This window comes from Duganella sp. AC917, from assembly GCF_979258245.1.
In genome coordinates, this window is record NZ_OZ409848.1 from 682,436 (window position 1) to 707,598 (window position 25,163).

The following is a 25,163-nucleotide window of genomic DNA, read 5'->3' on the forward strand; positions in this document are numbered from 1 at the left end:
AACATTAAAAAGTGAAGGGGCGCCGGCTCCGACGTACATCTTTGTGGGGACTAACGTGTCAGACGACGCAACGACGCTGGAACAAACTGCGGAAGGTGATTTGCCCGCGGCGATCGTCAAGCGCGATGACGGCGTGTATTTCGATGCCGACGCCACTGCGGCATCGTGTGTCGCGGCGGTCAGCCAGGTTTTTCTCGGCGGCGCCTACTTTGCAGGCCTCGACTACGCCGTCTTCATCAGAATGCTGTACAACTGCGGCCCCGAGCTGCCGGCCGCCATGGCGGGCAAACCGCTCCTGCGCTTCGCCGACAGCATCGAGCCGTTTCACGCCGTGCGCCGGGCCCTGTACAAGACCGTCAAGACCATCGGCGGCGAGGCGGAATACTATTTCGAGCCGGTGTTCTTCGAGGTTGCCGACATGCCGCCGCAACCGGCGCGTCTGAAGTTCGACGAATTCGTCGCCGACATGTGGGGCAAGGGCATACGCTTCGGTATCGATGCGCCGGCCGTGCGCGACGTCATCATCAGCGGGCGCCTGGCGCGCATCATCGTCGCGCGCCGGCTCAACGCCGTGCCGGGACGTGACGCTACCATCGTGGAAGTGTCGCGCGATATCCATCGCAGCAACGCGCCGCGCGAGACGCCGGACGGCAAGCTCGATCTGCAGACTTTCCAGAACCGCTTCCCGCAGGTCAAACCCAACGTCAAGCTGCTGCGCAAGGTGCCGCGCACACCGGGTGCGCGCGGCTTCGAACTGTCCGGCGTCGTGCTGGAGCCGCCGGAGCCGCGCGACATCGAACTGACCTCCGTGGCCGGCGCCGGCACCGTCATCGAGAACCTGCGCGACGGCGAGTACCTGGTGTCGGCGGTCGAGGGTTTCCTGAGCGTGGAGCCGGGCACCAAGCGCATCTCGATCGGCCCCAAGATCATCAGCCGTGAAGGCGTGAGCGCGCGCACCACCGGCAATCTGCAGCTGACCGGCGAGTACGAGGAGTTCGGCGACGTGCAGGAGCAGCGCTCGGTCGACGGCGGCAATATCACTATCCACGGCAATGTCTTCGGCAATATCAGTTCGCGCGGCGGCGACATTGTCCTGGGCCGCAATCTGATGGGCGGCACCGTCAGCAACGCGGAGGGAGCGATCCGGGTCAAGGGCGTGGCGTCCGGCGCGGTGCTGCAGACCAAACATGGCGAGGTGACGCTGGCGCGTGCCGAGAGCTGCATCATCTCCGGCACGCGGGTGGTGATTGGCGAGGCAAGCAACTGCGAGATCATGGCCGACGAAGTGATCATCAAGGTGGCCGAGGGCTGCGCGATCGCCGCCCGCAAGATAGAGATCATCCACGCCGGCCCGCGCAAGCAAAGCGAGATGCTGATCTACACGCTGGTGCCGGACATGGCGAAGTTCGACAAGAGGATCGCGGAGCTGCTGCCCAAGGTCGCGCAGGCGCTGCGCGACGCCGAGCAGTGCAAGGTCGAAATGGACGCCATCACCGGCCAGCAGGAGGTGCGCAATTACCTGACCCTGGCGACACGGGTGCGCAAGCGCGAAGTGATATTGACGACGGAGCAGGAACCCTTGTTCCACAAGATGGCGACAGCGGTGGGGCCCTCGCTGCGCGCGGTCGCCAAGATATCGCTGTCGCTCAAGGCGGCGCAAGTGCAGCAGGAACAGGCGCGGGAGGAGGTCAACCAGGTGGAGCGCGAGAAGCACGCGTTAATGAACGGCTCGCGCTGCACCGTCCACATGCTGACCGGCGAGGTGCTGGCGCGGACGATGAGTTTCGTCCCGGACGGCCCGCCACCCTACGACCGCCCGCCGAAGGAACTGAAAGCCAAAGTGCGCGGCGCCGACGCCGGCATGAAGAAGATATTCTCCGGCCATGTCGGCCCGATCAACTGGGCGTTATCCGGAGACTCCTAACCCCGCCGCAAGACCGCGACCAACTCCCTCACGTGAACCGGCAGCGCGGCATGATCCCGCACGCAGATCAGGAGTTTACGGTCGGCCCAATCGTCGTTCAACGCTACTACTCGCAGCGCCTCCAGGTCCGCGCTGCGGCGCGCCGCCGTCTCCGGCAATATCGCCACGCCAGCGCCGCTGGCAACCATCCGGCACACCGCCTCGAAGCTGCGCAACCGTATCTTGCAGTGCATCTTGCGCCCCAGCCGCGACGCCTGCTCGGCCGCATACTGCTGCAAGGCGCTGTCGCCCGCCAGGCCGATAAAATCCTCATCCAGCGCATCGGCGAACAGCACGCCGCGCCGTTTGCCACGCGGTTTTCCAATCCGCTGCGCCAGCGGATGTTTTCGCGCCATCACCAGCACCAGGGGATCGTCGCGGAACGGCAAGGTTTGCAGCGCCGCGCTGTCCACGGCATCGGTGACGATACCGATATCGGCCGCGCCGTCGGTGACGGCCCGCACGATGTCGCGGCTAAGCCGCTCCTCCAGATCGATGCTTAATTGTGGATGGCTGGCCAGGAAGCCGGCCAGCGCCTCCGGCAGGAACTCGGTCATGGCCGAGGTGTTGCAGAGCAGGCGCACCTGCCTTTTCAAGCCCGACCCGAACTGGGCCAGGTCCGCGCGCATGTCGTCGAGTTGGCGGGCGATGGCGCGGGCATGGTGAAGCAGGGCGCGTCCCGCCTCGGTGGGCTCGGCGCCGCGGCGACCACGCTCCAGCAGCGCCAGGTTCAAGCCCTCCTCCATGCCGTGGATGCGTGCGCTGGCCGAGGGCAGCGACAGGTGCGCTAGCTTGGCGCCGGCCGTGATGCTGCCGCTTTCAGCGATGTGGACGAATAATTTCAGGTCGATCAAGTCGAAGCGCATGGTCCAGCCTACGGATAATGTGAAGTCAGGCTAAGTATATTCCACATTCCCAGGCAAGCTCCCGGAGTGCAGAATAGCTGCCATGGATACATCGACACTTTTTATCGCAGTGGTTTTCGTGCTGGGCGGCCTGGTGAAAGGCGTGACGGGCATGGGCCTGCCGACGGTGGCGATGGCATTGCTGACATTGACGCTGTCGCCACTGGAGGCGGCGGCACTGCTGATCGTGCCTTCGGCTGTGACGAATGTATGGCAGCTGGCGACGGGGCCGGCGCTGTACCCGCTCTGGCTGCGCCTGCGAACCTTGCTGGTTGCCGTTTGCGTGGGCACGGCGGCGGGCGGATGGCTGCTGTCGTCGCCACCGGCGCCGGACGATTTCGCCGCTTCCGGCGCGGCGGGCTTGTCCAGCGGCGCCTGCGCCTCGCTGGTGCTCGGGCTGGCGCTGGCGGCGTACGGCGCACTGGGGTTGAGCGGCTGGCGCGGACGCGTGGCGCCGCGCGCGGAGCCGTGGGCCGGTCCGCTGGCCGGCGCTGCCACCGGTGTGCTGGCTGGCATAACGGGAGTCTTCGTCATGCCGGTCGCTCCCTATCTGCAGGCGCTCAACCTGGAAAAGGACGATCTGGTGCAGGCGTTGGGATTGGCGTTCACCGTTTCGACGCTGGCGCTGGCCGTGGTGTTGACCTGTCGGGGAAGCTGGCAAGTGTCGGCCGCCGGCGGTTCGGTGTTGGCGCTGCTGCCGGCCGGCGCGGGCATGATGCTCGGGCAGTGGCTGCGCGACCGCATGCCGGCTGCGGCGTTTCGGCGTTGTTTTTTTATGAGCCTGCTGGCGCTGGGCGCGCATCAGTGCCTGCGCGTTGCTACAGGCTGATTTTGCCGCGCAGTTGTTTGCGCTCGCCGTCTTTGGTTTTTCCATCGAGCCTGCGGCGCTGCGAGCCGCGCGTCGGCTTGGTGGCACGCCGCACCGTGGGCAGCACCGCGATGCTGTCGACCAGTTCCTGAAGCCGCCGCAGGGCGTCCTCCTTGTTGGCTTCCTGGCTGCGCGACTGCTGCGCCTTCAATACCACCACGCCGTCCTTGGTGATGCGGCTGTCGCGCATAGCCAGCAGTCGCTCCTTGATATGCTCGGGAAGCGAGGAGGCGACGATATTAAAACGCAGATGCACCGCGCTGGAGACCTTGTTGACATTCTGTCCCCCCGGTCCCTGCGCGCGGATCGCACTGAGCTCCACGTCGTTCATATCGATTAAATTCGTCATAGGGTAGGTCGCACTCTTTGTCGCATTGTAGCAAACGGGTGCCGGCCGCCGGACTATCGTTGATGTCAATCAATCCCGCGCGGGAAGCGGGCGGTTAGGATGATTCATGCCTGTTACCGCACGTCAATAGACGAAAGGATGATCATGATACTCTCGAAGATGCAAGCCATGAATGCAAGCGCCGCCAACGCCGCCGCGCGCCCCACCGACAGCACAGCGCAGCAGTATCTGGTGTTCCGGCTCGGCGGCCTCGATTACGCGCTGGACTTCAGCAAGGTGCAGGAACTGCGTCCGCTCAAGGAGCTGGAACGCTTCGCCTCGGACGGCGAGATTATCAGCGGGGTGGCGGTGTCGCGCGGCGTGATCATGCCGATCGTCGACATGCGCATCGCCTTCGGTCCGCGTCCGCCGGCGCACGATCCGCTGACGGACGTGATCATTCTCAAGCTGTCGAGCTGCGTGATGGGGATGGTGGTCGATGGCGTGACCGACATCGTCTCGCTGACGCTCGACGAGCTGCTGCCGATACCCGGCACTGGCACTGGCGTCGGCGCCGGAACCGGAACCGCGCCGCCGGTCGATTACCTGCTGGGCCTCGGAGAGGTCGATGGGCGCCGCCTGATCGTGGTTGACATCGACCGGCTGATGTCGATCCGCAAAGTGCCGGTCGGCGCCCGCCAGGCCGCCTGAGCACCTGCGCGGGACCGCTCGATCAGGCCAGCGCTTCGAGCTGCTCCTGCAATTCCAGCCATTCCGCTTCCAGCTGGCCCAAGTCCTTGGTGAAGAAGCTTTGATCGGCCAGCAGCTGTTTCAGCTTGGCCTTGTTGGCCGCCTCGTAAATCGAGGACTCGCCCAACTTGGCATCCACCTCGGCTTTCTGCGCGCTGCGCTTGGCGATTTGATCGTCCAGGCGTTTGATCTTCTGCTCCAGCGGCTTGCGCAGCGCGGCCAGGCGCTGACGGTCCTCGGCCTGCTGGCGCTTCTGGTCCTTGCTGGCCACGGGAGCGGCTGCCGCCGTTGGCGCGGCGACCGGCGACACCACCGGGAAGTCGGTCTTGTTGGCTTTTCCGGCGGCCGGCAGCACATCGGTGCCTTTCCCCAGCTTGGTCTTGAACAGCCAATCCTTGTAGTCGTCCAAATCGCCGTCGAACGGCTGCAGCTTGCCGTCGGCGACGATGATGAATTCGTCGGTGGTGGCGCGCAGCAGGTGGCGATCGTGGGAGACGACGACCAGGGTGCCTTCGAACTGCGCCAGCGCCTCGGTCAGCGCCTCGCGCGTTTCCAGATCCAGGTGGTTGGTCGGTTCATCGAGCAGCAGCAGGTTGGGGCGCTGCCACACGATCAGCGCCAGCGCCAGGCGGGCCTTTTCGCCGCCGGAGAACGGCGCGATCGAGCTGGTGACCATGGTGCCCGGGAAGTTAAAGCCGCCCAGGAAGTTGCGCAGTTCCTGTTCGCGCACGGTCGGGGCGATCTTCGCCAGGTGCCACAGCGGCGATTCGTCGTGGCGCAGCATCTCCACCTGGTGCTGGGCGAAGTAGCCGATGTTCAGGCCCTTGCCGATGGTGGCGTCGCCGGTCAGCGGCGCCAGTTCGCCGGCGATCGTTTTGATCAAGGTCGATTTACCGGCGCCGTTCACGCCCAGCAGGCCGATACGCTGGCCGATCTGCAGCGAGAACTTGATGTTGTTGACGATGGTCTTGTGGGTGATGTCGCCGGTCGCTTCGTCTTCGATCTTGTAGCCGGCGTTGACGTCTTCCATCACCAGCAGCGGATTCGGGGCGCTCAGCGGCTCGCGGAACTCGAACGAGAATTCGGCGGCGGCGCGCAGCGGCGCCAGTTCTTCCATCTTGGCCAGCGCCTTCATGCGGCTCTGCGCCTGGCGGGCCTTGGAGGCCTGCGCCTTGAAGCGGTTGACGAACGACTCCAGGTGGGCGCGCTTGCGCTGCTGCTTTTCCAGCGCGCCGGCGGCCAGGATCATCTGCGCGGCGCGCTGACGCTCGAACGACGAGTAGTTGCCCGAGTAGCGTTTCAGCTTGCGCTCGTCGATGTGCACCACCACGTTGACTACTTCGTCGAGGAAGTCGCGATCGTGGGAGATGATCAGCAGGGTGCCGGCATAGCGTTTGAGCCAGTCTTCCAGCCAGATGATCGCGTCCAGATCCAGGTGATTGGTCGGTTCATCGAGCAGCAGCAGGTCGGAAGGGCACATCAGCGCTTGCGCCAGATTCAGGCGCATGCGCCAGCCGCCGGAGAAACTGGCCACCGGCTGCTGCATCTGGTCGAGCGTAAAGCCCAGGCCGAGCAGCAGCTGTTCGCCGCGCGATTGCACGGTGTAGGCGTCGGCGTCGGCCAGCGCGCTGTAGATTTCGCCGATGGCGATACCGTTTTCCGACGATTCGGGTTCCGACTCGAGGCGAGCCAGTTCCGCTTCCAGCTTGCGCAGGGTGACGTCGCCGTCGATGGCGTAATCGAGCGCCGCGCGGTCCAGCGGCGGGGTTTCCTGCGCCACGTAAGCGACGCGCCATTTGGCCGGGAAGTCGATCTCGCCCTGGTCCGGGTGCAGCTCGCCGCGCATCATCGCGAACAGGCTCGATTTGCCAGCGCCATTGGCGCCGATCAGGCCGATCTTGTCGCCCGGGTTCAGTGTGACATCGACTTGTTCCAACAGCGGCTTGGTGCCGCGCATCAGACTTACTTGTATAAAGCGGATCATTTGTTCTTGTACTTTAAAGAGGGTGTTACAGCTTCAGCTGGTCGGCGGTCAGCAGGAAGACCATGTCGTCGCCGGCGCTGGTGGTGAGCCAGGTCAGGCCCAGCGCACCGAAGGCGGCTTCGGCGAATTCGCGTTCGTTGCCGATTTCGACGATCAGGATGCCGTCGTCGGTCAGGCGCTCGGCGGCGCCGGCCACGATCTTGCGCACCAGGTCCATGCCGTCGCTGCCGCCGTCGAGGGCGATTTGCGGTTCGGCCAGGTATTCCTTCGGCAGCTTGGACATCGAGCCCGAATTGACGTACGGCGGATTGGTGATAATCAGGTCGTACTTCTTGTCCGGCACATTGGCGTACAGGTCAGACTGGATCAGCGTCAAACGGTCTTCCAGCTTGTAGGTGGCGACGTTTTTCTTTGCCACTTCCAGCGCGTCGGCCGAGATATCGACCGCGTCGACCTGGGCGTCCGGGAAGGCGTCGGCCAGCATGATGGCCAGGCAGCCGGAGCCCGTGCACAGCTCCAGGATGTTGGCGATGTTATCCGGCTGGTTGACCCACGGCGCGAAGTAGTCGGGGATCAGTTCCGCGATAAAGGAGCGCGGCACGATGGTGCGCTCGTCGACGTAGAAGCTGTAAGTACCGAGCCACGCCTCGTTGGTAATGTAGGCGGCCGGCACGCGGTCCACGGTGCGGCGGTCGATCACCGCCAGCACCGACGCGACTTCTTCCGGCAGCAGGCGCGCGTCCAGAAACGGTTCCAGCTTGTCCAGCGGGAGCTTGAGCGTGTGCAGGATCAGGTAGGCCGCTTCGTCGAAGGCCTCGACGCTGCCATGGCCGAAGAACAGCTGGGCGGTGTTGAAGCGGGTGACGGCGTAGCGCAACAGGTCGCGCGGCGTGGTGAAAGGAGTCGTGTTCATGGTTATCTCGGTAAAACGGTAATCGGTTCGCGCACGCCGCGCATTCTGCACGGTCAGGCCAGCAGGTTTTCCAAAGTACGGCGATAGATATTCTTCAGCGGATCGACAAAACGCAGCTCGATATGCTCGTCGATCTTGTGGATACTTGCGTTGGGAGGCCCGAATTCTATCACTTGAGGGCAGATCTGAGCGATAAAGCGTCCATCCGAGGTGCCGCCGGTGGTCGACAGTTCGGTGTCGACGCCGGTTTCGGACTTGATCGCCGCCGACAGCGCGTCGCTCAGGGTGCCGCGCGGCGTCAGGAACGGCAGGCCGCTCAGCGCCCATTTCAGGTCGTAGTGCAAATCGTGCTTGTCGAGGATCGCGTGCACGCGGCGCTTGAGTTCCTCGTGCGTGCTGGCGGTCGAGAAGCGGAAGTTGAAGTCGATGACCATCTCGCCCGGGATGACGTTGTTCGCGCCCGTGCCGCCGTTGATGTTGGACATTTGCCAGGACGTCGGCAGATAGTATTCGTTACCGGCGTCCCACACCTCGGCCACCAGCTCGGCCAGCGCCGGCGCGGCCAGGTGGATCGGGTTCTTGGCCAGCTGCGGGTAGGCGATGTGGCCCTGCACGCCCTTGATCGTCAATTTGCCGGACAGCGAACCGCGGCGGCCGTTTTTGATCACGTCGCCCAGCGTCTCATTGGAGGTCGGTTCGCCGACGATGCAGTAGTCCAGTGTCTCGCCGCGTTCCTTGAGCATATTGCAAACGATCACGGTGCCGTCGGTGGCCGGGCCTTCCTCGTCGCTGGTGATCAGGAAGGCGATCGAGCCTTTGTGGTCGGCGTGGGCGGCGACGAACTCCTCGCAGGCGACCACGAAGGCGGCGATCGAGGTCTTCATGTCGGCGGCGCCGCGTCCATACAGCTTGCCGTCGCGGTGGGTCGGGGTGAAGGGCTGCGAGCGCCATTGCTCGACCGGCCCGGTCGGCACCACGTCGGTGTGGCCGGCAAATACCAGCAGCGGCGCGGTCGTGCCCTTGCGCGCCCACAGGTTGGTGACGCCGTTCGATTCGATCACTTCGCAGACAAAGCCCAGCGGCGACAGCAGGTCGATCAAGTGCTGCTGGCAGCCCTTGTCGTCCGGGGTGACAGAGGAGAGGGCGATCAGTTTTTCGGTCAGCGCCAGGGTCTTGGAAGATGTCATCATGAAGGTTAGAGATTGAAAATTTGTTTGTACTGCGCGTCCGAGAAGCTGACCGCGAAAGTGCCGTCCTTGTCGAGCACCGGGCGCTTGATCACGGAGGGGTTCTCCAGCATCAGCGCGATGGCCGAGTCGTCGTCGACGATGGAGGCTTTGCGCTCATCGGACAGGGCGCGCCAGGTCGTGCCTTTTTTATTCACCAGCACATCGCGCGACAGGTGTTTGAGCCAGCCGGCGACGATGTCGCGGGTCAGTCCCTGCTTTTTGAAGTCGTGGAAGGTGAATTCCTGCTGCTGGCCGGCCAGCCATACGCGGGCTTTTTTGACAGTGTCGCAGTTGGGGATGCCGTAAAGGGTGATTTTCATGGGCGTGCGGATCGGGCGGAAGGGCGACAGGATACCATGGGGCGCGGGAGGAGGATACAGCCCGGCGCCGCACGGCCCGCCCGCGCCATGCTGATATAACAATTTGATATTGCTACTTATCGAATTGGCATTGGTAGTCTGCTGGTCCGCTGCCTACTATGGTTCGGTTGTCGTACAACTACCAGGAGCCGTGGGATGGAATTGCCGAACAAGCCGACGAAAGAACAGATCCGTCAGTATATGAGCGAGCGATTGTCGCAACAGTGTTCGCCGCCGTCGACCGGGGATATCCGCCGGCAGCTTGGTTGGGGTTTGGTGCCGTCGACCGAGGAAGACCATCGGCCATCGGAGCCGAGGCCACCGCGCTGATTTGAGTGGCCCCGCTCAGGTATTGAGCGTGAATTCGGTGAAGCTCGCCTCGTCGGGAGGCGACTTGGTTTCGGGATCGGTCTTGGCGGCCCTGCTGTCCGGGCCATTATTCAGTAGCCACAGCAGGTTGGTGGCCGAATCGGCGTTGGCCAGGGCTTCTTCCTGGCTGATCAGACCCTCCTGCACCAGCTTGAGCAAGGCCAGTTCGAACGACTGCGAGCCTGGCGACAGGCTTTTCTCCATCGCTTCCTTGATCTGGCCGATGTCGCCGTTTTCAATCAGGTCCGAGATGTAGCGGTATTGACCATCACCTCCACCGCCCCCGTGCGCGTGCCGCCGTTGATCGCGCGCACCAGCCGCGAGACGCTCGCTTTCTTCAGCTTAGATCAAATCTTCAATCAAGCTATACCGCTCTATAAATGTTAATGCGCATTTTGATTTTTGTCGCCAGAACATCTACCTACCTGACTGCGAGAAACATGCAAAACCTAGCGGGTCGATACCGCCACCTTCTCGTCGGAACTTTCTACCCTGTTCGTGCAAGCGTCCACGAGGCCCCATCTGAAGCAACCTCCTAACCTCTGTGTACTGAGCTAAATTTTATTGATGGTCCAACCCACGGTGTGGTTGAAATGCTGAGAAATTACGGGAGATGAAGTAAGCGTCGGGAGACATCTCGCTTTGGAATCAGGTTGCGTTGACGGAGTTACATGACCTAGCCGTGGATTGCACACATATGACAAGCGGACATATAAAATTCTTAATTCCTTTTTTCAAGGTTAGAATAGGCATCTATGCCTTGTTCAGCCGAATTTCTCACATAGTGCTTATCTAAAGGACAAAATGGCCCGCCAAACTATTGTTTTGCAAGTTTTCGTCGCGTCTCCTTCTGACGTTAGTGCGGAACGGGATCTCATGGAAGGTGTAATTTCGCAGCTCAACCAAACTTGGAGCACTACACTGGGCGTAACGTATGAACTGATAAAGTGGGAAACCAATGTGCGGCCTGCGTTTTCCAGTGATCCGCAAGCCGCTATCAATGAGCAGATTGGGTGCGAGTATGATGTATTCATAGGAATTTTCTGGGGTAGGCTGGGAACGAATACTCCACGCGCCATTTCAGGAACAATCGAGGAGTTTGAACGTGCCTTAGAAAGAAAAAAAAGAACTGGGGCAGTCCCTGAAATCATGCTTTACTTTAAAGATGCGCCTATCTCACCTTCAAAAATAGACATCCAACAAATGCAGCAGGTCATGGAATTTAAAAAATCCGTTTCTAAGATGGGTGGCCTATATTCGGAGTTTGAGGATGAGGCTGGTTTTGAGTCTTCTATCAGATCGCATCTTTCTGCCGTCGCGCAAGATTTCGTTTCAAAAAATAAGAGTGTCACCAATCTTGTGGCTACTGGTCCGCTGACTTCTCAATTAAATGATAAAATTGAAATTGAAGGTGATGACTACGGATATATGGATTATTTTGAAATCTATGAATCCCGGCAAATTGAAATGTTGGCTGCTATAAATATCATTAACGAAGCAACTGTACGTATAGGAAATCAGTTTTCTACCAAAGCGGCTGAGACTCTGACTGTTAGTAAAAGCGATCAAAAAGAAACTCGTCGATTAATTAAAAGGGTGGCAGAGGACATGGTTAGTTATGCGCTTACAATGAAAGCGCAGGTTCCAATTTTATCAGTTTCTCGAGAAAGTGCTTTTACTGCGCTCAGTAACGCGCTGGCTATCCAAGGCGAATCGAAAGAAAAAGATGAAAGTTTGAATTTACTTAAAACTATGCTGTGTGGTCTTATTGACGGCTTAGGCGATGCTGATGAAGGGACTTCAGGCTTTAGAGAGGCCGTGAGCGGGTTGCCCAGATTAACCAAAGAGATTAATGCGGCTAAGCGTATTGTCATACATGAGCTTGACGCGTTTTTGATTGAGGTTGATAGTACACGTTCTACCGTGACCAATATTATAGATTCTATTGATCGGATGCTTGCGAATAAAGTAGGAATTGTTATTCCATCAAATCAGATGTCTCTATAATTTTATCTGGAAAATAAATTGAAAATCGAAAAATTCGAAGTGTTCGGGCTCTTTGGTCGTCCTTTACCTATATCTGCCAATTTCCATACTGATTTAAATATTTTAACTGGCAGAAATGGCGCGGGGAAAACAACAATATTGAAACTTTTATGGTATATCGTCAGTGGGAATATTTCGCTCGCGATTGCCGAAATCAATTTCAAAAGAATCTCGCTTAAGACCGATGTGTATGAGATTTCAATATATAGAATCAGTAACAATACATGTAAAGTTGAATTCTCTATGGCAGGTCAAAATTGGGAGTTCGAGGACGAATATAATGACGAGGACGGTACTTTTACCAATGCGGAAGATCAAGTTAAAGGAACATTGCAGGAAAATGGTAGTTCAGTTTTCTTTCCTACGTTCAGGCGCATTGAAGGTGGCTTTAGTTTAAATACCAGAAGAAATAGTCCCGGGCTTATCGCAGGGGTGAGAGTAAAAACAGACGTGGAAGATGCGCTGTTTGCGCTTTCAACTAAACTATCTGTAGGGCCGCATAAATTTGTTTCCGCAATGTCTACTGTTGACATTGTTGGGTTGGTATTGAGGCAGCACGCGGAGATGTCTGACGAATCAAATGTTCTACAACAAATGACATCGCAGGAAATAATTGAGACCATTAAACATTATAAGTCTGACGTTGTCGATGATAGCAGTGTTTCAGAAGCCAATAAAGTGCTTGATGGAATTCGCGAGAGAATTGAGGCAATGGAGTTGGCACGCGAAAGAATTATGACCCCTATCGAGGAAATACGATCTTTAGTTGCCAAGCTTTTTACACATGCCGGAATTACAATCAATAACCGTCTGAGCTTTGGTGAAGCCGCTAGCGCAATCAATTCAGACGCTTTGTCTGCAGGTGAAAAACAGATGTTGAGTTTCATTTGCTATAACGCGTTCCATAAAAATAGCATAATTTTCATAGATGAGCCAGAATTAAGTCTCCATGTTGATTGGCAACGTCAACTGTTTCCAATATTGCAGCGTCAGCAGTCGTCTAATCAATTTATTATTGCTACTCACTCTCCATTCATCTACACCAAATATCCAGATAAGGAAGTTAGTATTGACCCTAATCGTGGAGATATGGAAGAGGAATCAGATGAAGAAAAATAAAGCGATTCCCACTGTCGAAGAAGTGATTTCATTGCTATCGAAGTCGAGGCTTCCCACAGTAATCATTGAGGGAAACGATGATGTTGTTGTCTATCGAAAAATGGAAGAAGAGTTCTTTGATTCCGGTCTTTCTGTTTTACCCGTCGGGGGCAGAAAAAACGTGCTTAAAATTTTTGATCAGCTGATAACAATTTCAACTAGGAAGAATCTAGCCTTTATTGCTGATCAAGATTTGTGGGTGGTATCTTCGATACCTGAAGAGTATGTTTCACGTCAATTGATATTGACCGAAGGGTATTCTATTGAAAATGACGTATTGCGAGATTGCAATGTTAACGGCGTAATGTCAGATGTGGAGCGTGCAAGATTCTCAAGCGAAATTAATAAATATGCTTATTGGTATTCATTAATGGTTCGCAGGGCGTTGGACGGGCACCCTGACGCTGACTTGAAATTCTATCCAGGGCGAGTTTTAGATAGTGAAGAGGAGTTTCAATTGCGGACAGCATTGGAAATTGGTGAAATATATCCACAAGAGATTTACGAATTGGTAAAGTCGGATGGAATGAGATATGTGCGGGGGAAGTCGTTGGTGCAGATTGCCTCCCGCCAGTTACTTCATCATTCTCGCGAATTGAAAGTGAATCCATCAGTATTTATGGGAATTGCGGCAGCAAGACCTGGTCCATTATTGCGCCGCATATTTGATGGGGTAGGCGATTTTCTATGTTCTGCAGATTTGATGAAGGATTAATACGTTGAGAATGCTAATTTGACGTCATATCTTGACATGAAGAAGTCGGCGTAAAACTGTTCGTTTACGGATTGAGCGTGAACTCGGTGAAGGACGCCTCGTCCGGAGGCGTCTTGGCCTCCGGTTCGGCTTTGGCGGCTTTGCTGTCCGGGCCATTATTCAGTAGCCACAGCAGGTTGGTGGCCGAATCGGCGTTGGCCAGGGCCTCTTCCTGGCTGATCAAACCCTCCTGCACCAGCTTGAGCAAGGCCAGTTCGAACGACTGCGAGCCTGGCGACAGGCTTTTCTCCATCGCTTCCTTGATCTGGCCGATGTCGCCGTTTTCAATCAGGTCCGAGATGTAGCGAGTGTTGACCATCACTTCCACCGCCGCCGTGCGCGCGCCGCCGTTGATCGAGCGGACCAGCCGCTGCGAGATGATCGCCTTGACCGTCGACGACAGGTCCTGCAGCAGCGCCGCGCGGTTCTCGATCGGATAGAAACTGATAATACGGTTTAGCGCGTTATAGCTATTGTTGGCGTGCAGTGTGGCCAGCACCAGGTGGCCCGACTGTGCGTAGGCCAGCGCCGCCGCCATGGTCTCCTTGTCGCGGATCTCGCCGATCAGGATGCAGTCCGGCGCCTGGCGCATCGAATTGCGCAACGCCGTCGTGAAGTCCTTGGCGTCGCTGCCGATCTCGCGCTGGTTGACGATCGATTTTTTGTTCTTGAACAGGTACTCGATCGGGTCTTCGAGCGTCAGGATATGGCCCGAGCGCAGCTCGTTGCGGTAGTCCAGCATCGAGGCGATGGTGGTGGACTTGCCGGAGCCGGTCGAGCCCACCAGCAGCAGCAGGCCGCGCTTTTCCATGATCAGGTCCGATAGCACCGGCGGGAGGCGCAGATCGGCTAGTACGGGGATGGTGGCGGGGACGAAGCGGAATACGGCGGAGATGGTGCCGCGCTGTTTGAAGGCGGACAGGCGGAAGCGCCCCAGGTTCGCCACCGACACGCCCATGTTGAGCTCATTGGTGGCGGCCAGTTCGTCCATCTGCGCCGGGGAGGCGATTTCGGCCAGCATGGACTCGATATTGCCGGGTTCTAGCTTCTGCTGGTTGATGGGGATGAGGTTGCCGTTGATTTTGATGTGTACCGGCGAATTCACCGCGAAGAACATGTCCGACGCGTTTTTTTCCTTCATCAGCTGGAACAGGCGGTCCATGGCCATGATGCGCTCCTCAAAATCAAAGGCCGGCGGGCGCCGTTATGAGGCACCCGCCGGACGCGCGCTTAGATACCGCGCAGCAGTTCATTGATGCCGGTCTTGGCGCGGGTTTTGGCGTCCACGCGCTTGACGATGACGGCGCAGTACAGCGAGTATTTACCGTCTTCCGATGGCAGGTTGCCCGAGACGACCACCGAACCGGCCGGCACGCGGCCATAGGTCACTTCGCCGGTGGCGCGGTCGTAGATCTTGGTCGATTGGCCGATGTACACGCCCATCGAGATCACCGAGTTCTCTTCGACGATCACGCCTTCGACGATTTCCGAACGGGCGCCGATGAAGCAGTTGTCTTCGATGATGGTCGGATTGGCTTGCATCGGTTCCAGCACGCCGCCGATGCCGACGCCACCCGACAGGTGGACGTTCTTGCCGATCTGCGCGCACGAACCGACGGTGGCCCAGGTGTCGACCATCGCGCCTTCATCGACGTAGGCGCCGATGTTGACGTAGGAAGGCATCAGCACCACGTTCTTGGCGATGAAAGAGCCACGGCGCGCAACTGCCGGCGGCACAACGCGGAAACCGCCCTTGGCGAAATCTTCAGGCGTGTAGTCGGCGAACTTGGTCGGGACCTTGTCGTAGAACTGCATGGTGCCGTCGGACGGCATGACCACGTTGTTCTCCAGGCGGAACGACAGCAGGACGGCTTTCTTGACCCACTGGTTGACCACCCAGTCGCCGGTGGTTTTTTCGGCCACGCGGATGGTGCCGGCGTCCAGGCCCGCGATCACGTGCGAAACCGCGTCGCGCAGTTCGGCGGCGCCGTTGGCCGGGTTGATGTTGGCGCGGTCTTCCCATGCCTGGTCGATGATTTGCTGGAGTTGTTGGGTCATGATTTGCTCAATTATGTGGTGATTATTTGTTGATGGACTTGCAGAATTGGACGATGCGCCGGGCGGCTTCCAGGCCTTCCTCCGTCTCGGCGACGAGCGCCATGCGGATGCGGTTGCGGCCCGGGTTGGCGCCGTGCGCGTCGCGCGCCAGATAGCTGCCCGGCAGTACCGTGACATTATATTCGGCGTACAGGCGCTGCGCGAATTCGGTGTCCGACAGGCCGGTGCTGCTGACGTCCGCCCACAGGTAAAAGCCGGCGTCCGGCAGTTCCACCGTGAGCACCTCTTGCAGCAGCGGCGTGATGGTGTTGAATTTCGCGCGGTATTTTTCGCGGTTCTGTTCGACGTGGGTCTCGTCGTTCCAGGCCGCGATCGAGGCAGCTTGCACGGAAGGGCTCATGGCTCCGCCGTGATAGGTGCGGTACAACAGGAATTTTTTCAGCACGTCGGCGTCGCCGGCGACAAAGCCCGAGCGCATGCCCGGCACGTTGGAGCGCTTCGACAGGCTGCTGAACACCACCAGGCGCGCATACGGCTTCTCGACCGTCGACAGGCCCAGCGTGTGGGCCGCTTCCAGCGCGCCCAGCGGCGCCTGCTCGCCGTGGAAGATCTCCGAGTAGCACTCGTCGGCGGCGATGATGAAGTTATAGCGCTCGGACAGGGCGAACAGATTCTCCCAGTCGGTCAGGGTCAGCACCGCACCGGTCGGATTGCCGGGTGAGCACAGGAACAGCAGCGACACGCGTTCCCAGACCGAGGCCGGAATGCTGTCGTAGTCGCAGCCGAAATTGCGCGCCGGGTCGGAATTGACGAAGTAAGGCTCGGCGCCGGCCAGGTAGGCGGCGCCTTCGTAGATCTGGTAAAACGGGTTGGGGCACACCACCAGCGACTTGGCGGCGGGATCGATTACCGTCTGCGCCAGCGCGAACAGTGCCTCGCGCGAGCCGTTCACCGGCAGCACCTGGGTGGCCGGATTCAGCGCAGGCAGGCCATAGCGGCGTTCCAGCCAGCCGGCGATGGCGCCACGCAGCGCGTCCGAGCCGATGGTGGTGGGGTAGTTGGCCAGGCCGTCGATATTGTCGATTAGCGCCTGCTGAATGAACGCGGGCGTAGGATGTTTGGGTTCGCCCATGCCAAGGCTGATCGCCTTGTGGTCTGGGCTGGCCTTCACCTGCGCAAACAACTGGCGGAGCTTTTCGAACGGATAGGGTTGCAGCTTTTCGAGATGTGGATTCACGTGGCGGACCGGATGCGGATCGTTGAAAAAGGAACGGCGTAGGTCAGGCATTATAGCGCCTATGGCGTGCACCGGTCTTTCAAAGGCTGGACGCTTTGCCATCAATGCTAAACCGGTAACATGGCGTGATTGATAATCATGCGATACTCGGCGCCTACATAGTAAGAAAAGGACAAATCATGGAGCTATCGGCGGTGGAGCGGGATGAAATGGCGCTGGGATCGAGCGCCAGCCGGCGGGTGATGGCCGTGAGGCTGATCACGGGGCTGCTGCAAGGCGCATTGCTGTATTGGCTATACCGCGCCGGCAAGGATGGCGTCTGGCCCGCCACGGCGCCGTATCTGATTGTGCCGCTGATGATGCTGGCGCTGTTCCTTCCGGTGCTGCTGGTGTCGAGTATCGGCCATCTGCCGCCGCGTAAGGCGGCGGGCTGGTTGGCGACGGCGTCGCTGGTCATCCTGGCGATGGCGCTGCACGATGCCTGGCGCGGCCACCACGGGTATCCGATGTTAGACAACTGGGCGGACCGCGAAGTGTACTCGCCGTCGCAGATACTCGCGCTGTGCAGCGTTCCGTTCTTCTTCATCGCCCAGTCGCTGGTGCTGTCCGGCGTTCACGATCGACGCCGGGTGGCCAGTTACGGCACCTACTTTGAAACCGCTTGGAAGCTCGGCGTGCAGCTGTTGTTTTCAGCGTTCTTCGTCGGCGCGCTGTTCATGGTGCTATTCATGGGAAGCGCGCTGTTTACGCTGATCAAGTTGAACTTCCTGGAGCTGCTGCTGCGGGAGGCGTGGTTCAATGTGCCGGTGATATTCACCGCTTTTTCCTGCGCCATGCACATCACCGATGTGCGGCCTGCCATCGTGCGGGGCATCCGCACACTGCTGCTGGTGCTGATGTCGTGGATCTTGCCGGTGGCGGCGATCATCGTCACCGGATTCCTGTGCAGCCTTCCATTCACCGGTTTGCAGGCGTTATGGGAGACGCGCCACGCGACGTCGGTGCTGTTGTCGGCGGTGGTGGTGCTGGTGGTGTTGATCAATGCGGCGTTCCAGAACGGCGAAGCGGTTGCCGGCGTCCAGACGATCGTGCGACTGAGCACCCGCGCCGCGTGCATCCTGATATTCCCGCTGACCGTGATCGGCATCTACGCGCTCGGGTTGCGGGTGGCGCAGTACGGCTGGACGACGGATCGCATCATCGCGGCGGCCTGCCTGCTGGTGGCAAGCTGCTATGCGATCGGCTATGCCTGGGCCGCGTATCAATACGACACATGGCTGCGTCCTCTCGCGCCGGTCAATGTTACCGCCGCGTTCCTGGTGATCGTGGTGATGCTGGCGCTCTTTACGCCGATTGCCGACCCCGCGCGAATCTCCGTCAACAGCCAGATGGCACGCCTCGAAAGCGGCAAGACCGCTGTGGGGCAGTTCGATTTCCGCTACCTGCGCTTCGAGGGTGGGCGCTATGGCAAGGACGCCCTGGAGCGGCTCAAGCTATGGTCATCCGGCACCGACGCGGCATTGGTGCGTCGGGAGGCGGCCCTGGTGCTGGCGCTGAAGGATAGTCAGCGCTGGAGCGGGAACAAGCTCGCGGCGGTGCCGATCTCGGTCGAGGAAAACGTCACCGCGTGGCCTGCGGGCGCCAAGCTTCCGGCCAGTTTCGTATCGCAGAAGTGGGAGACGGTCGTCGACGAAGCCAAGCCCGATTGCCTGAACAGTAAAAAAGGCCGCTGCGACGGCTTCATGATCGATATGACCGGCGATGGCGTCGACGAAGTGCTTCTGATCGATGTCGCCAGCGGCGACAACGCGCTGATGGCCCAGCGTCCCGATGGCAGCTGGGGTTTGATCGGCACCCTCAACTACCAATATTCGCACTGCAAACCCCTGCTTGAAAAGCTCAAAGCCGGCACCTTTAGCGTGGTTGAACCCAAGGTGCGGGAACTGGAGGTCGCCGGTCAGCGGGTAGGGCTGGTCATGCTCCCCGTGTCGCCGGAAGCCGGCTGCATGGCGATCAAGTAGCGCGGCCGCCTAACGGGTCAGCCACCGCGTAAAATCAGCGTTGCGGCTGGCGCCATACCTGCTGGGCCACGCGCATCATGTTGCGTCCCATGACCAGGGCGGTGTCTGCGTCGCTCATGCCGACCTTGCGCAGGGCGGCGGCCAGTTCGCGCCAGACTTCCGGCGGCGTGAAGGTTGGCGGTTTGTCGGCGCGGTAGCCGGCCGATGCCGGCCACCAGTGGGCCGGATCGAATTCGCCCGGCGGCGTATCGTCAAGGCTGGCCTGCTGGAAGCACAGATCGAGGCCGATGCCGACGTGCGCCACCCCCACCAGATCGGCGATATATGCCACGTGGCGTGCGACGTCGTCCGCGCCAGGGTTGTCGGCGCCGACGAACCACGACAGGCCCGACACGCACACCACACCACCGGTTTCGGCGCAGGCGCGGATTTGTTCGTCCGTGACGTTGCGTCCGTGCGGCACCAGCGCGTAGGCATTGGTATGGCTGAAGATCACCGGCTTGGACGACGCGGCCATGATATCGAGGCTGCACATGCGCCCCGTGTGCGAGCAGTCCATCAGAATACCGGCGTCGTTGATGGCCGCCACCATGCTGTGTCCGAGGGGCGTCAGGCCGCGCGGCAGGTCGTGGCAGCCATCGGCCACGTTGTTGTTGCGGTTATAGGCCAGGTGGATCTGACGCACACCCAGCTGCGCATACAACGCCACCATTTCCGGCTGGTCGAGCAGCGGCATGGCGCCTTCCAGGTCGAAGGTGATGGCCATGCGCCCATCGGCGGCGGCCTGGATGATATCGTCCACGCTGGACACCAGCGTATAGCGTTCGGGTTCTGCGGCGATGGTGGCGCGGTAGCCGGCGATCACGGACATGACCTGCGACACCGGGTTCATATCGGCGCCCACGTTCAGCGAGACGTAATTCACACCGGCCGCGTGCAGCTTGCGGACAGGCGTGAAATCGGCATGCGGGTGCTGCGGCAGGCAAACGTGGGCGTCCCAATTGATCATCTGGTTTTTCTTTATCAAAAAGCTCACTCTACCCGACAATGGGCTGCGCTGCCAAGGGATGGCGCGCCCGCATGCTTTATACTGTCGGCCAATTCACACGCTTACTTAGGCCAACATGTCATTTGCTTCGCTGGGCCTTGCTCCCTCCCTGATCAATGCGGTCACAGAAATCGGCTATCTGGAGCCGACGGCGATCCAGAGCGCCGCCATTCCCGCCATTTTGCGTGGCGAGGATGTGCTGGGCGCGGCGCAGACAGGGTCCGGCAAGACCGCCGCCTTCGCGCTGCCGCTGCTGCAGGCGTTGCTGGATAACCGCAGCGGTCCGCGTCAGCTGCACGGTTTGATCCTGGTGCCGACCCGCGAGCTGGCGGCGCAGGTGGGCGAATCGGTGCGCAAGCTGGCGTCGCATCTGTCGATGCAGGTCAAGGTATCGATCGTATTCGGCGGCGTGTCGATCAATCCGCAGATGATGGCGTTGCGCGGCGGCGCCGACATCGTCATCGCCACGCCGGGACGGCTGCTCGACCTGATCGACCATAACGCGCTGAAGATATCGCGCACGGCGATGCTGGTGCTGGACGAGGCGGACCGGCTGCTGGACCTGGGCTTTAGCGAAGAACTAAAAAGGATAATTGAATTGCTGCCGACGCAGCGCCAGAACTTGTTCTTCTCGGCGACGTTCCCGCCGGCCGTGCAAGCGCTGGCCGACAGCATGCTGCATCAGCCGACCCGCATCGAAGTGTTGTCCGAGCCGCTGAGCAAGCCCGATATCGCCCAGCGCGCGATCATGGTCGACGTCTCGCGCCGCACCATGCTGCTCAAGCACCTGATCCAGGAACAAAAGTGGAGCAGGGTGCTGGTGTTCGTCGCCACCAAGTACGCGGCGGAGCACGTGGCCGATAAACTCAATCGCAACGGCATTCGCGCCGGCGCCTTCCACGGAGAATTCAGCCAGGGCGCGCGCACCGTGGTGCTGGGCGATTTCAAGGCCAGCCGGCTGCAGGTGCTGGTGGCGACCGACGTCGCCGCGCGCGGCATCGATATCGCACGCCTGCCGGCGGTGGTCAATTACGACCTGCCGCGTTCCGCTGTGGACTACACGCACCGCATCGGCCGCACCGGCCGCGCCGGGGAGAGTGGCGTGGCGATCAGCTTCGTCAGCGCAGAGACGGAGCAGCATTTCAGGCTGATCGAGAAGCGCCAGGATATTTTGCTGCCGCGCGAGCAGATCGCCGGCTTCGAGCCGGTGGAGACGCTGCCACCACCAGCGGCCGATTCGGTCACCGATACGGTCAACGGCGGCATCAAGGGCAAGCGCAAGAGCAAAAAGGACAAGCTGCGCGAAGCCGCCGCACGTGACGGTGGCGGGACGTCCGACGAATAAATCGTTCGAACAGCGGCTTTAGCCGCCGGTGCGTTTTGGGTTATGCCCTTGTTTTTTCAGCGCTTCCATCACCAGGTCGCAGTGGTCGCCCTGGATCTCGATCACGCCCTCCTTGACGGTGCCGCCCGAGCCGCAAGCGCCGCGCAGCTGCTTGCCCAGCAGGGCCAGCGCGATGGCGTCGAGCGCCAGCCCCTTGACCAGGGTGACGGTCTTGCCGCCACGTCCCTTGGATTCGCGCGAAACCTTAACGTTGCCGTCGCCCGCAGGTTTGGCTTTGGCCGCCGTTTTGCAAATGCAATCGGCAAGCGGCTTGCCGCAATCGGGGCAGATACGGCCCGTCTCGGTCGAATAAACGAGGCGGGTGCTCATGGCTTGTCCTCCAGCAGTCTTGGCATCAGGATGTTGAAGAAGCGTTTCTGGTCGGACGCCAGGCAGACCTGCGCATTCGGCTTGCCCGCTTCCTCGCGGGTATAGCCATCGTCGCTGACGACGATGCGCAGCGGCGTGGTCGGGCAACTAGCTGGGTCGATCAGCCACGTTACGGGCACGACGTCGAACAGCGATGGCATGTTGCTGGACCACGGCTGGTAGGCGTCGATCCACTGGTGGTACATCAGCGCCAGCGCGTCGGTGACGGGCGAACCGTGGCCGAGCAGGGCGTTGCGTTCGACTTCATCGAGCCGTATCTGTGTCGAGTCGAGGGGCATCATCACGATCGGCACCCCGGACTTGAACAGCTTTTGCGCGCTGCCGATGTCGGAGGCGATGTTGTATTCCTTATCCGCCGGCCGCGATGGCACGTACTGCGATTTCCGGTAGCCGATGCGTACCGAACCACCCATCATCGCCACCTGTTTCAGCTTGCCGAAGGTGGCGGGGTCGCGCTCGATGGCGGCGCCGACGTTGGTCAGCGGACCAAGCGCCAGCAGCGTGATCTGGCCGGGCTGGCGTTTGATCTGATCCAGCAGGAAGTCCACCGCCGGCACCTTGGCCGGCAGCTTGCCGCGCCGGGCATAGCGCGCCTGCGTGAACGGCTGCGGATTGCCGGTGCTGGCGACGCCTTGCGCCACCGGGATGCCGCTGTGGCCCGTCTCGCGCAGCATGCGTTCCAGCAGTTGCGCGCGCAGCGCGGTGTCGCCCCACGCGGTGGTGATGCCGATGATCTCGATTTCTGGGCTTTGCAGGAGCAGCGCCAGTGCGAAGGAGTCGTCGATGTCGTCGCCGATGTCCATATCGACGATGACCTTGATCTTCTCGGCGCAATGGGCCGGCGGCGCCAGCATGGCGCACGACAGCGCAAATATCGAGAGCAGGCCGCGCAGCGGTCGGGTTGGGAATAGAGTCATGGTCGTTGTCGTCAAGGCTTAGTGGAGACCAGGTCGATGCGGCGCTTGATGCGCTGGGCTTCGGCGGCGTCTCCGGCTTGGTCGGCGCGCATGGCCTGCACGCCCAGCCACGCCAGCAGCGGCCGTCGCCAGCCCTGCGCCGATGCGGTGTCCACGGCGTCGGCCAGCAGCGCCGGCGTGGCTTTGTTCGCGCGCAGCAGAACGCCGGAGGCGACGAGTTTCGACAGCGGGTCCGCGATCGCCTGCGCGGCGCTGGCGGCGGCGGTGTCGCTGGACGCCGCCGCCACCGGCTGGTGCTGCGCGGGCAGCAGCGTCGCATCGGTGACGGTCGCGCGGCCGGACAGATAGGCCGCGTAGGCGCGGTCGGCCGGGCTGGCGTCCGCCGACAGCTTGTCGAAGCCGGCGCAGTCCTCGAACACCAGCGAGGCCACGCGTGCGGCGCAGCGTATCAATTCGGCGCGGATAATCAGATCGACCTTGCCGGTGCTGCCCAAGGCATCGCGCGCCCGTTTGTACTCGGCTTCCTCCACGCGGGCGTTGCCGGTCATGTAGGCCGCGGTGTATCGTTCAATCGAGCTTTGGGCGTTCATCTGCCAATCCGGCACCGGTGGATTATTGCCGCAGGCGGCCAGCATGGTGGCCATGGTCATGGCAGCGGCGATCAGCGGAGCGGTCGTCTTCATGGCAGTTTGATCTCCGTATCGCGCTTGAATGGCCATTTTTTATTGATTTCGTTGACCAGTTGTTCCACCCGCCGCAGGCTGCTTTCCACCTCCGCGCGCAAGGTTCCCAGATCGGCGGTGGCCTCCTTGGCGTTGGCGCCGACGGCTTGCGCCTCCACCAGCACCGCGTCCATCTTCTTCAAGCTGTTGCGGGCGTCGGCCAGCAAGCCATTCAGTTGGACGATGGTGGCCTGGGCATCGGTCACCACGCCTTGCGGGCCGAAGACTTGCGTATCGGCGTGGCCGATCAGGCTATCGGCCTTGGTGGCCAGCGCGTTGACGGTGACCAGCAGCTTGTTGGCGCGTTCGGTCAACTGCTGCGCGTTTTTGTCGTCGCCGGCGATCAGTCCCATGGCGCCCGACGGTCCGTTCAGTTTTCCGGTCACGCCCTGAATGTTGGCCAGGCTGGCCGCCAGCGCGGAATTTTCAGCCGTCAGCGTGTTGAGGTTTTCCAGCAGGTCGCGCGCCGTCGCCAGCAGGCGCGGAATCTCGGCGCCCGGATCGCCCACCAGCAGCGCGCGCGCGGCGCCTTCCTCCAGCGGCGGATCGGTCGGAATGCCGCTGAAGGCGCGCAGCTTGGCGCCGCCCACCAGGCCGCGCTCCAGCGTGAAGATGCTGGATTTGCGCAGCCAGTGCGCATCGTCGCGCGGCACATCGACGACGATGCGGGCCTTGCCTTCCTTGCTCAATTCGATGCGGCGCACGCGTCCGATCGGGAAGCCGGCGAAGGTGACGTCCATGCCGACGACCACGCCCTCGGAGTCGTCCGCTTCCAGGAACAGCGTTTGCGTCGATTCGAAGGCGCCGCGCGCGTACAGCAGGTACACCGCCGCGCCGGCGACCAGCAGCACCATGATCACCAGCAGCACGGCGGCCTTGAATTCGGCGTTGCGCACCGGCGGTGCGGTATGGGTTGTTTGGGTCGGTTGTTCAGTCATGGTTTTTCGGGCTAGCGCCGCTTAGTAGTAGTTACCCATCAGTGAGGCGACTTCGATGAGGAGGATCATGGCGAACAGCCGCACCATGTCCGACAGGCCGTGCGTGACTTTGACGCGGTAGTTGCCGCCGAAGTAGAAGGAGGAGGCCATCGGGATCAGGCCGACCGCAAAACTGAAGAATACGACCTTTAGCACCAGTATCAGCGTGACGGCGGGGTTGAACACCTGGCCGACCACCCGCGTGTAGCCGGTCAGCGCCCATGGCGTGAAGCCGTATAAGGTCAGGTAAGCGAGGATCAGGGTCAGCACGCAACTGACGGCGGCCAGCATCCACACGGCGAAAACGCCGGCGGCCACGCGCGGGAAAAATTCGCCATGCAGCTCCTGCACGGTGGCGACGGTGCCGGCGCCGCGGCCTTGCGAGAACTCCAGGCCAGCCGGCAGCGTGGTGCGCAAGGCGACGAAAGCGGCGGCGGTCAATGGAATGAGCTCCAGCACCAGCACCCGCACCACCATTTCCAGCGCAAAGCGCGACAGGCCGTAGCTCAGCGAGGTGACCACCACGATACGGATCAGCACCAGGCTGACCAGCGCGGACAGAACGCCGAACCAGGCCAGGTTGGGCAGCGTGTCGGCCACCAAATGACGCGCCAGCACCGGGCGGTTGGCGCGGCCGTAAGTGGCCGGCGTGAGCGCGACGGACAGCATCAGTACCGCGAACTGCGCCAGCCGCCACCATGTCTGCAGCCAGTCGACCGCGCCCTGGTGGAGCCGTTGCAATATGGATGGAGTCGATGCTTGTGCGTTCATGTTGGCATCTTA

The 25,163-nt window shown here is 60.7% G+C and carries 24 protein-coding genes; 8 read left to right on the forward strand and 16 right to left on the reverse strand.

Translation table 11 applies throughout. The annotated features are described in order from the left end of the window. The first annotated feature begins 55 nt into the window (after window positions 1-55). Entirely contained in the window at window positions 56-1,924 is a 1,869-nt protein-coding gene (locus ACZ0BA_RS03010; protein ID WP_463449875.1) for a flagellar assembly protein A, read from the forward strand. Here ACZ0BA_RS03010 and ACZ0BA_RS03015 read toward each other — a convergent pair. Then, a complete protein-coding gene (locus tag ACZ0BA_RS03015) occupies window positions 1,921-2,829 on the reverse strand; it encodes a LysR substrate-binding domain-containing protein (protein WP_463449876.1) in 909 nt (302 codons plus the stop codon). The two genes, ACZ0BA_RS03010 and ACZ0BA_RS03015, sit on opposite strands and share 4 nt — an antisense overlap. Before the next feature lie 82 nt (window positions 2,830-2,911). Between ACZ0BA_RS03015 and ACZ0BA_RS03020 the strand changes: the two genes are divergently transcribed. Next, the gene (locus tag ACZ0BA_RS03020) at window positions 2,912-3,697 is read left to right on the forward strand and encodes a sulfite exporter TauE/SafE family protein (protein WP_463449877.1); all 786 of its coding nucleotides are present in this window, start codon (window positions 2,912-2,914) and stop codon (window positions 3,695-3,697) included. Here ACZ0BA_RS03020 and arfB read toward each other — a convergent pair. After that, the gene (gene arfB / locus ACZ0BA_RS03025; RefSeq protein ID WP_463449878.1) at window positions 3,687-4,085 is read right to left on the reverse strand and encodes an alternative ribosome rescue aminoacyl-tRNA hydrolase ArfB; all 399 of its coding nucleotides are present in this window, start codon (window positions 4,083-4,085) and stop codon (window positions 3,687-3,689) included. The genes ACZ0BA_RS03020 and arfB overlap by 11 nt on opposite strands. A 168-nt stretch (window positions 4,086-4,253) precedes the next feature. On the opposite strand from arfB, the gene ACZ0BA_RS03030 reads away from it, so the two are divergent. Then, window positions 4,254-4,775, forward strand: a complete 522-nt coding sequence (locus tag ACZ0BA_RS03030; protein WP_463454696.1) for a chemotaxis protein CheW — start codon at window positions 4,254-4,256, stop codon at window positions 4,773-4,775. A 22-nt stretch (window positions 4,776-4,797) separates the two neighbouring features. Here ACZ0BA_RS03030 and ACZ0BA_RS03035 read toward each other — a convergent pair whose 3' ends face one another. The 5 genes from ACZ0BA_RS03035 to ACZ0BA_RS03055 all read right to left on the reverse strand — a co-directional run bounded on the left by ACZ0BA_RS03035 (window position 4,798) and on the right by ACZ0BA_RS03055 (window position 9,872). Beyond that, window positions 4,798-6,798, reverse strand: coding sequence for an ATP-binding cassette domain-containing protein (locus ACZ0BA_RS03035; RefSeq protein WP_463449879.1), 2,001 nt, complete (start codon window positions 6,796-6,798; stop codon window positions 4,798-4,800). Between the two features lie 25 nt (window positions 6,799-6,823). Continuing rightward, complete coding sequence (gene prmB, locus ACZ0BA_RS03040; RefSeq protein ID WP_463449880.1) at window positions 6,824-7,711, reverse strand: 50S ribosomal protein L3 N(5)-glutamine methyltransferase; 888 nt, start codon at window positions 7,709-7,711, stop codon at window positions 6,824-6,826. A gap of 53 nt (window positions 7,712-7,764) precedes the next feature. Further along, the gene (gene dapE / locus ACZ0BA_RS03045) at window positions 7,765-8,898 is read right to left on the reverse strand and encodes a succinyl-diaminopimelate desuccinylase (protein ID WP_463454697.1); all 1,134 of its coding nucleotides are present in this window, start codon (window positions 8,896-8,898) and stop codon (window positions 7,765-7,767) included. Between the two features lie 8 nt (window positions 8,899-8,906). Then, entirely contained in the window at window positions 8,907-9,260 is a 354-nt protein-coding gene (locus ACZ0BA_RS03050; RefSeq protein WP_463449881.1) for an ArsC family reductase, read from the reverse strand. Between the two features lie 384 nt (window positions 9,261-9,644). Then, window positions 9,645-9,872: a hypothetical protein gene (locus tag ACZ0BA_RS03055; RefSeq protein ID WP_463449882.1), complete on the reverse strand. Its 228-nt coding sequence runs from the start codon at window positions 9,870-9,872 to the stop codon at window positions 9,645-9,647. A gap of 600 nt (window positions 9,873-10,472) precedes the next feature. On the opposite strand from ACZ0BA_RS03055, the gene ACZ0BA_RS03060 reads away from it, so the two are divergent. Genes ACZ0BA_RS03060 through ACZ0BA_RS03070 form a run of 3 tightly spaced genes read left to right on the forward strand, consistent with a single transcriptional unit; the run spans window position 10,473 to window position 13,587 of the window. Then, entirely contained in the window at window positions 10,473-11,675 is a 1,203-nt protein-coding gene (locus ACZ0BA_RS03060) for a hypothetical protein (RefSeq protein WP_463449883.1), read from the forward strand. 18 nt (window positions 11,676-11,693) lie between these two features. Next, a complete protein-coding gene (locus tag ACZ0BA_RS03065; protein ID WP_463449884.1) occupies window positions 11,694-12,833 on the forward strand; it encodes an AAA family ATPase in 1,140 nt (379 codons plus the stop codon). Beyond that, window positions 12,820-13,587, forward strand: coding sequence for a hypothetical protein (locus tag ACZ0BA_RS03070; protein ID WP_463449885.1), 768 nt, complete (start codon window positions 12,820-12,822; stop codon window positions 13,585-13,587). Before ACZ0BA_RS03065 ends, ACZ0BA_RS03070 begins: the two co-directional genes overlap by 14 nt. 64 nt (window positions 13,588-13,651) lie before the next feature. On the opposite strand, the gene ACZ0BA_RS03075 is transcribed toward ACZ0BA_RS03070, so the two are convergent. The 3 genes from ACZ0BA_RS03075 to dapC form a co-directional block, all read right to left on the reverse strand. Next, window positions 13,652-14,794 (reverse strand): PilT/PilU family type 4a pilus ATPase, encoded by a 1,143-nt coding sequence (locus ACZ0BA_RS03075; protein WP_463449886.1) that lies wholly within the window; start codon window positions 14,792-14,794, stop codon window positions 13,652-13,654. A 62-nt stretch (window positions 14,795-14,856) separates the two neighbouring features. Continuing rightward, entirely contained in the window at window positions 14,857-15,684 is an 828-nt protein-coding gene (gene dapD, locus ACZ0BA_RS03080) for a 2,3,4,5-tetrahydropyridine-2,6-dicarboxylate N-succinyltransferase (RefSeq protein WP_463449887.1), read from the reverse strand. Between the two features lie 22 nt (window positions 15,685-15,706). After that, window positions 15,707-16,921 carry a succinyldiaminopimelate transaminase gene (gene dapC / locus ACZ0BA_RS03085; RefSeq protein WP_463454698.1) on the reverse strand — a complete coding sequence of 405 codons (1,215 nt, stop codon included), beginning with the start codon at window positions 16,919-16,921 and terminating at the stop codon, window positions 15,707-15,709. A gap of 179 nt (window positions 16,922-17,100) precedes the next feature. Here dapC and ACZ0BA_RS03090 point away from each other — a divergent pair, with 179 nt between their 5' ends. Then, entirely contained in the window at window positions 17,101-18,942 is a 1,842-nt protein-coding gene (locus ACZ0BA_RS03090; RefSeq protein WP_463449888.1) for a DUF4153 domain-containing protein, read from the forward strand. Between the two features lie 34 nt (window positions 18,943-18,976). Here ACZ0BA_RS03090 and ACZ0BA_RS03095 read toward each other — a convergent pair whose 3' ends face one another. Further along, window positions 18,977-19,951 (reverse strand): dipeptidase, encoded by a 975-nt coding sequence (locus ACZ0BA_RS03095; protein WP_463449889.1) that lies wholly within the window; start codon window positions 19,949-19,951, stop codon window positions 18,977-18,979. 115 nt (window positions 19,952-20,066) lie between these two features. On the opposite strand from ACZ0BA_RS03095, the gene ACZ0BA_RS03100 reads away from it, so the two are divergent. Then, on the forward strand, window positions 20,067-21,335 hold the full coding sequence (locus tag ACZ0BA_RS03100) for a DEAD/DEAH box helicase (RefSeq protein WP_463449890.1): 1,269 nt from the start codon (window positions 20,067-20,069) through the stop codon (window positions 21,333-21,335). 18 nt (window positions 21,336-21,353) lie between these two features. Here the strand turns inward: ACZ0BA_RS03100 and ACZ0BA_RS03105 are convergent, their stop codons facing one another. From ACZ0BA_RS03105 to ACZ0BA_RS03125, 5 genes are read right to left on the reverse strand one after another with little or no spacing between them, the layout of a single operon-like run. Then, entirely contained in the window at window positions 21,354-21,704 is a 351-nt protein-coding gene (locus ACZ0BA_RS03105) for a translation initiation factor Sui1 (RefSeq protein WP_463449891.1), read from the reverse strand. Beyond that, on the reverse strand, window positions 21,701-22,681 hold the full coding sequence (locus ACZ0BA_RS03110; RefSeq protein WP_463449892.1) for a nucleoside hydrolase: 981 nt from the start codon (window positions 22,679-22,681) through the stop codon (window positions 21,701-21,703). The genes ACZ0BA_RS03105 and ACZ0BA_RS03110 overlap by 4 nt, the downstream gene beginning before the upstream one ends. A gap of 11 nt (window positions 22,682-22,692) precedes the next feature. Continuing rightward, window positions 22,693-23,364, reverse strand: coding sequence for a hypothetical protein (locus ACZ0BA_RS03115; RefSeq protein ID WP_463449893.1), 672 nt, complete (start codon window positions 23,362-23,364; stop codon window positions 22,693-22,695). Continuing rightward, window positions 23,361-24,341, reverse strand: coding sequence for an MlaD family protein (locus ACZ0BA_RS03120; RefSeq protein ID WP_463449894.1), 981 nt, complete (start codon window positions 24,339-24,341; stop codon window positions 23,361-23,363). The genes ACZ0BA_RS03115 and ACZ0BA_RS03120 overlap by 4 nt, the downstream gene beginning before the upstream one ends. 21 nt (window positions 24,342-24,362) lie before the next feature. Further along, window positions 24,363-25,151 carry an MlaE family ABC transporter permease gene (locus ACZ0BA_RS03125; protein ID WP_463449895.1) on the reverse strand — a complete coding sequence of 263 codons (789 nt, stop codon included), beginning with the start codon at window positions 25,149-25,151 and terminating at the stop codon, window positions 24,363-24,365. Between the last annotated feature and the right edge of the window lie 12 nt (window positions 25,152-25,163).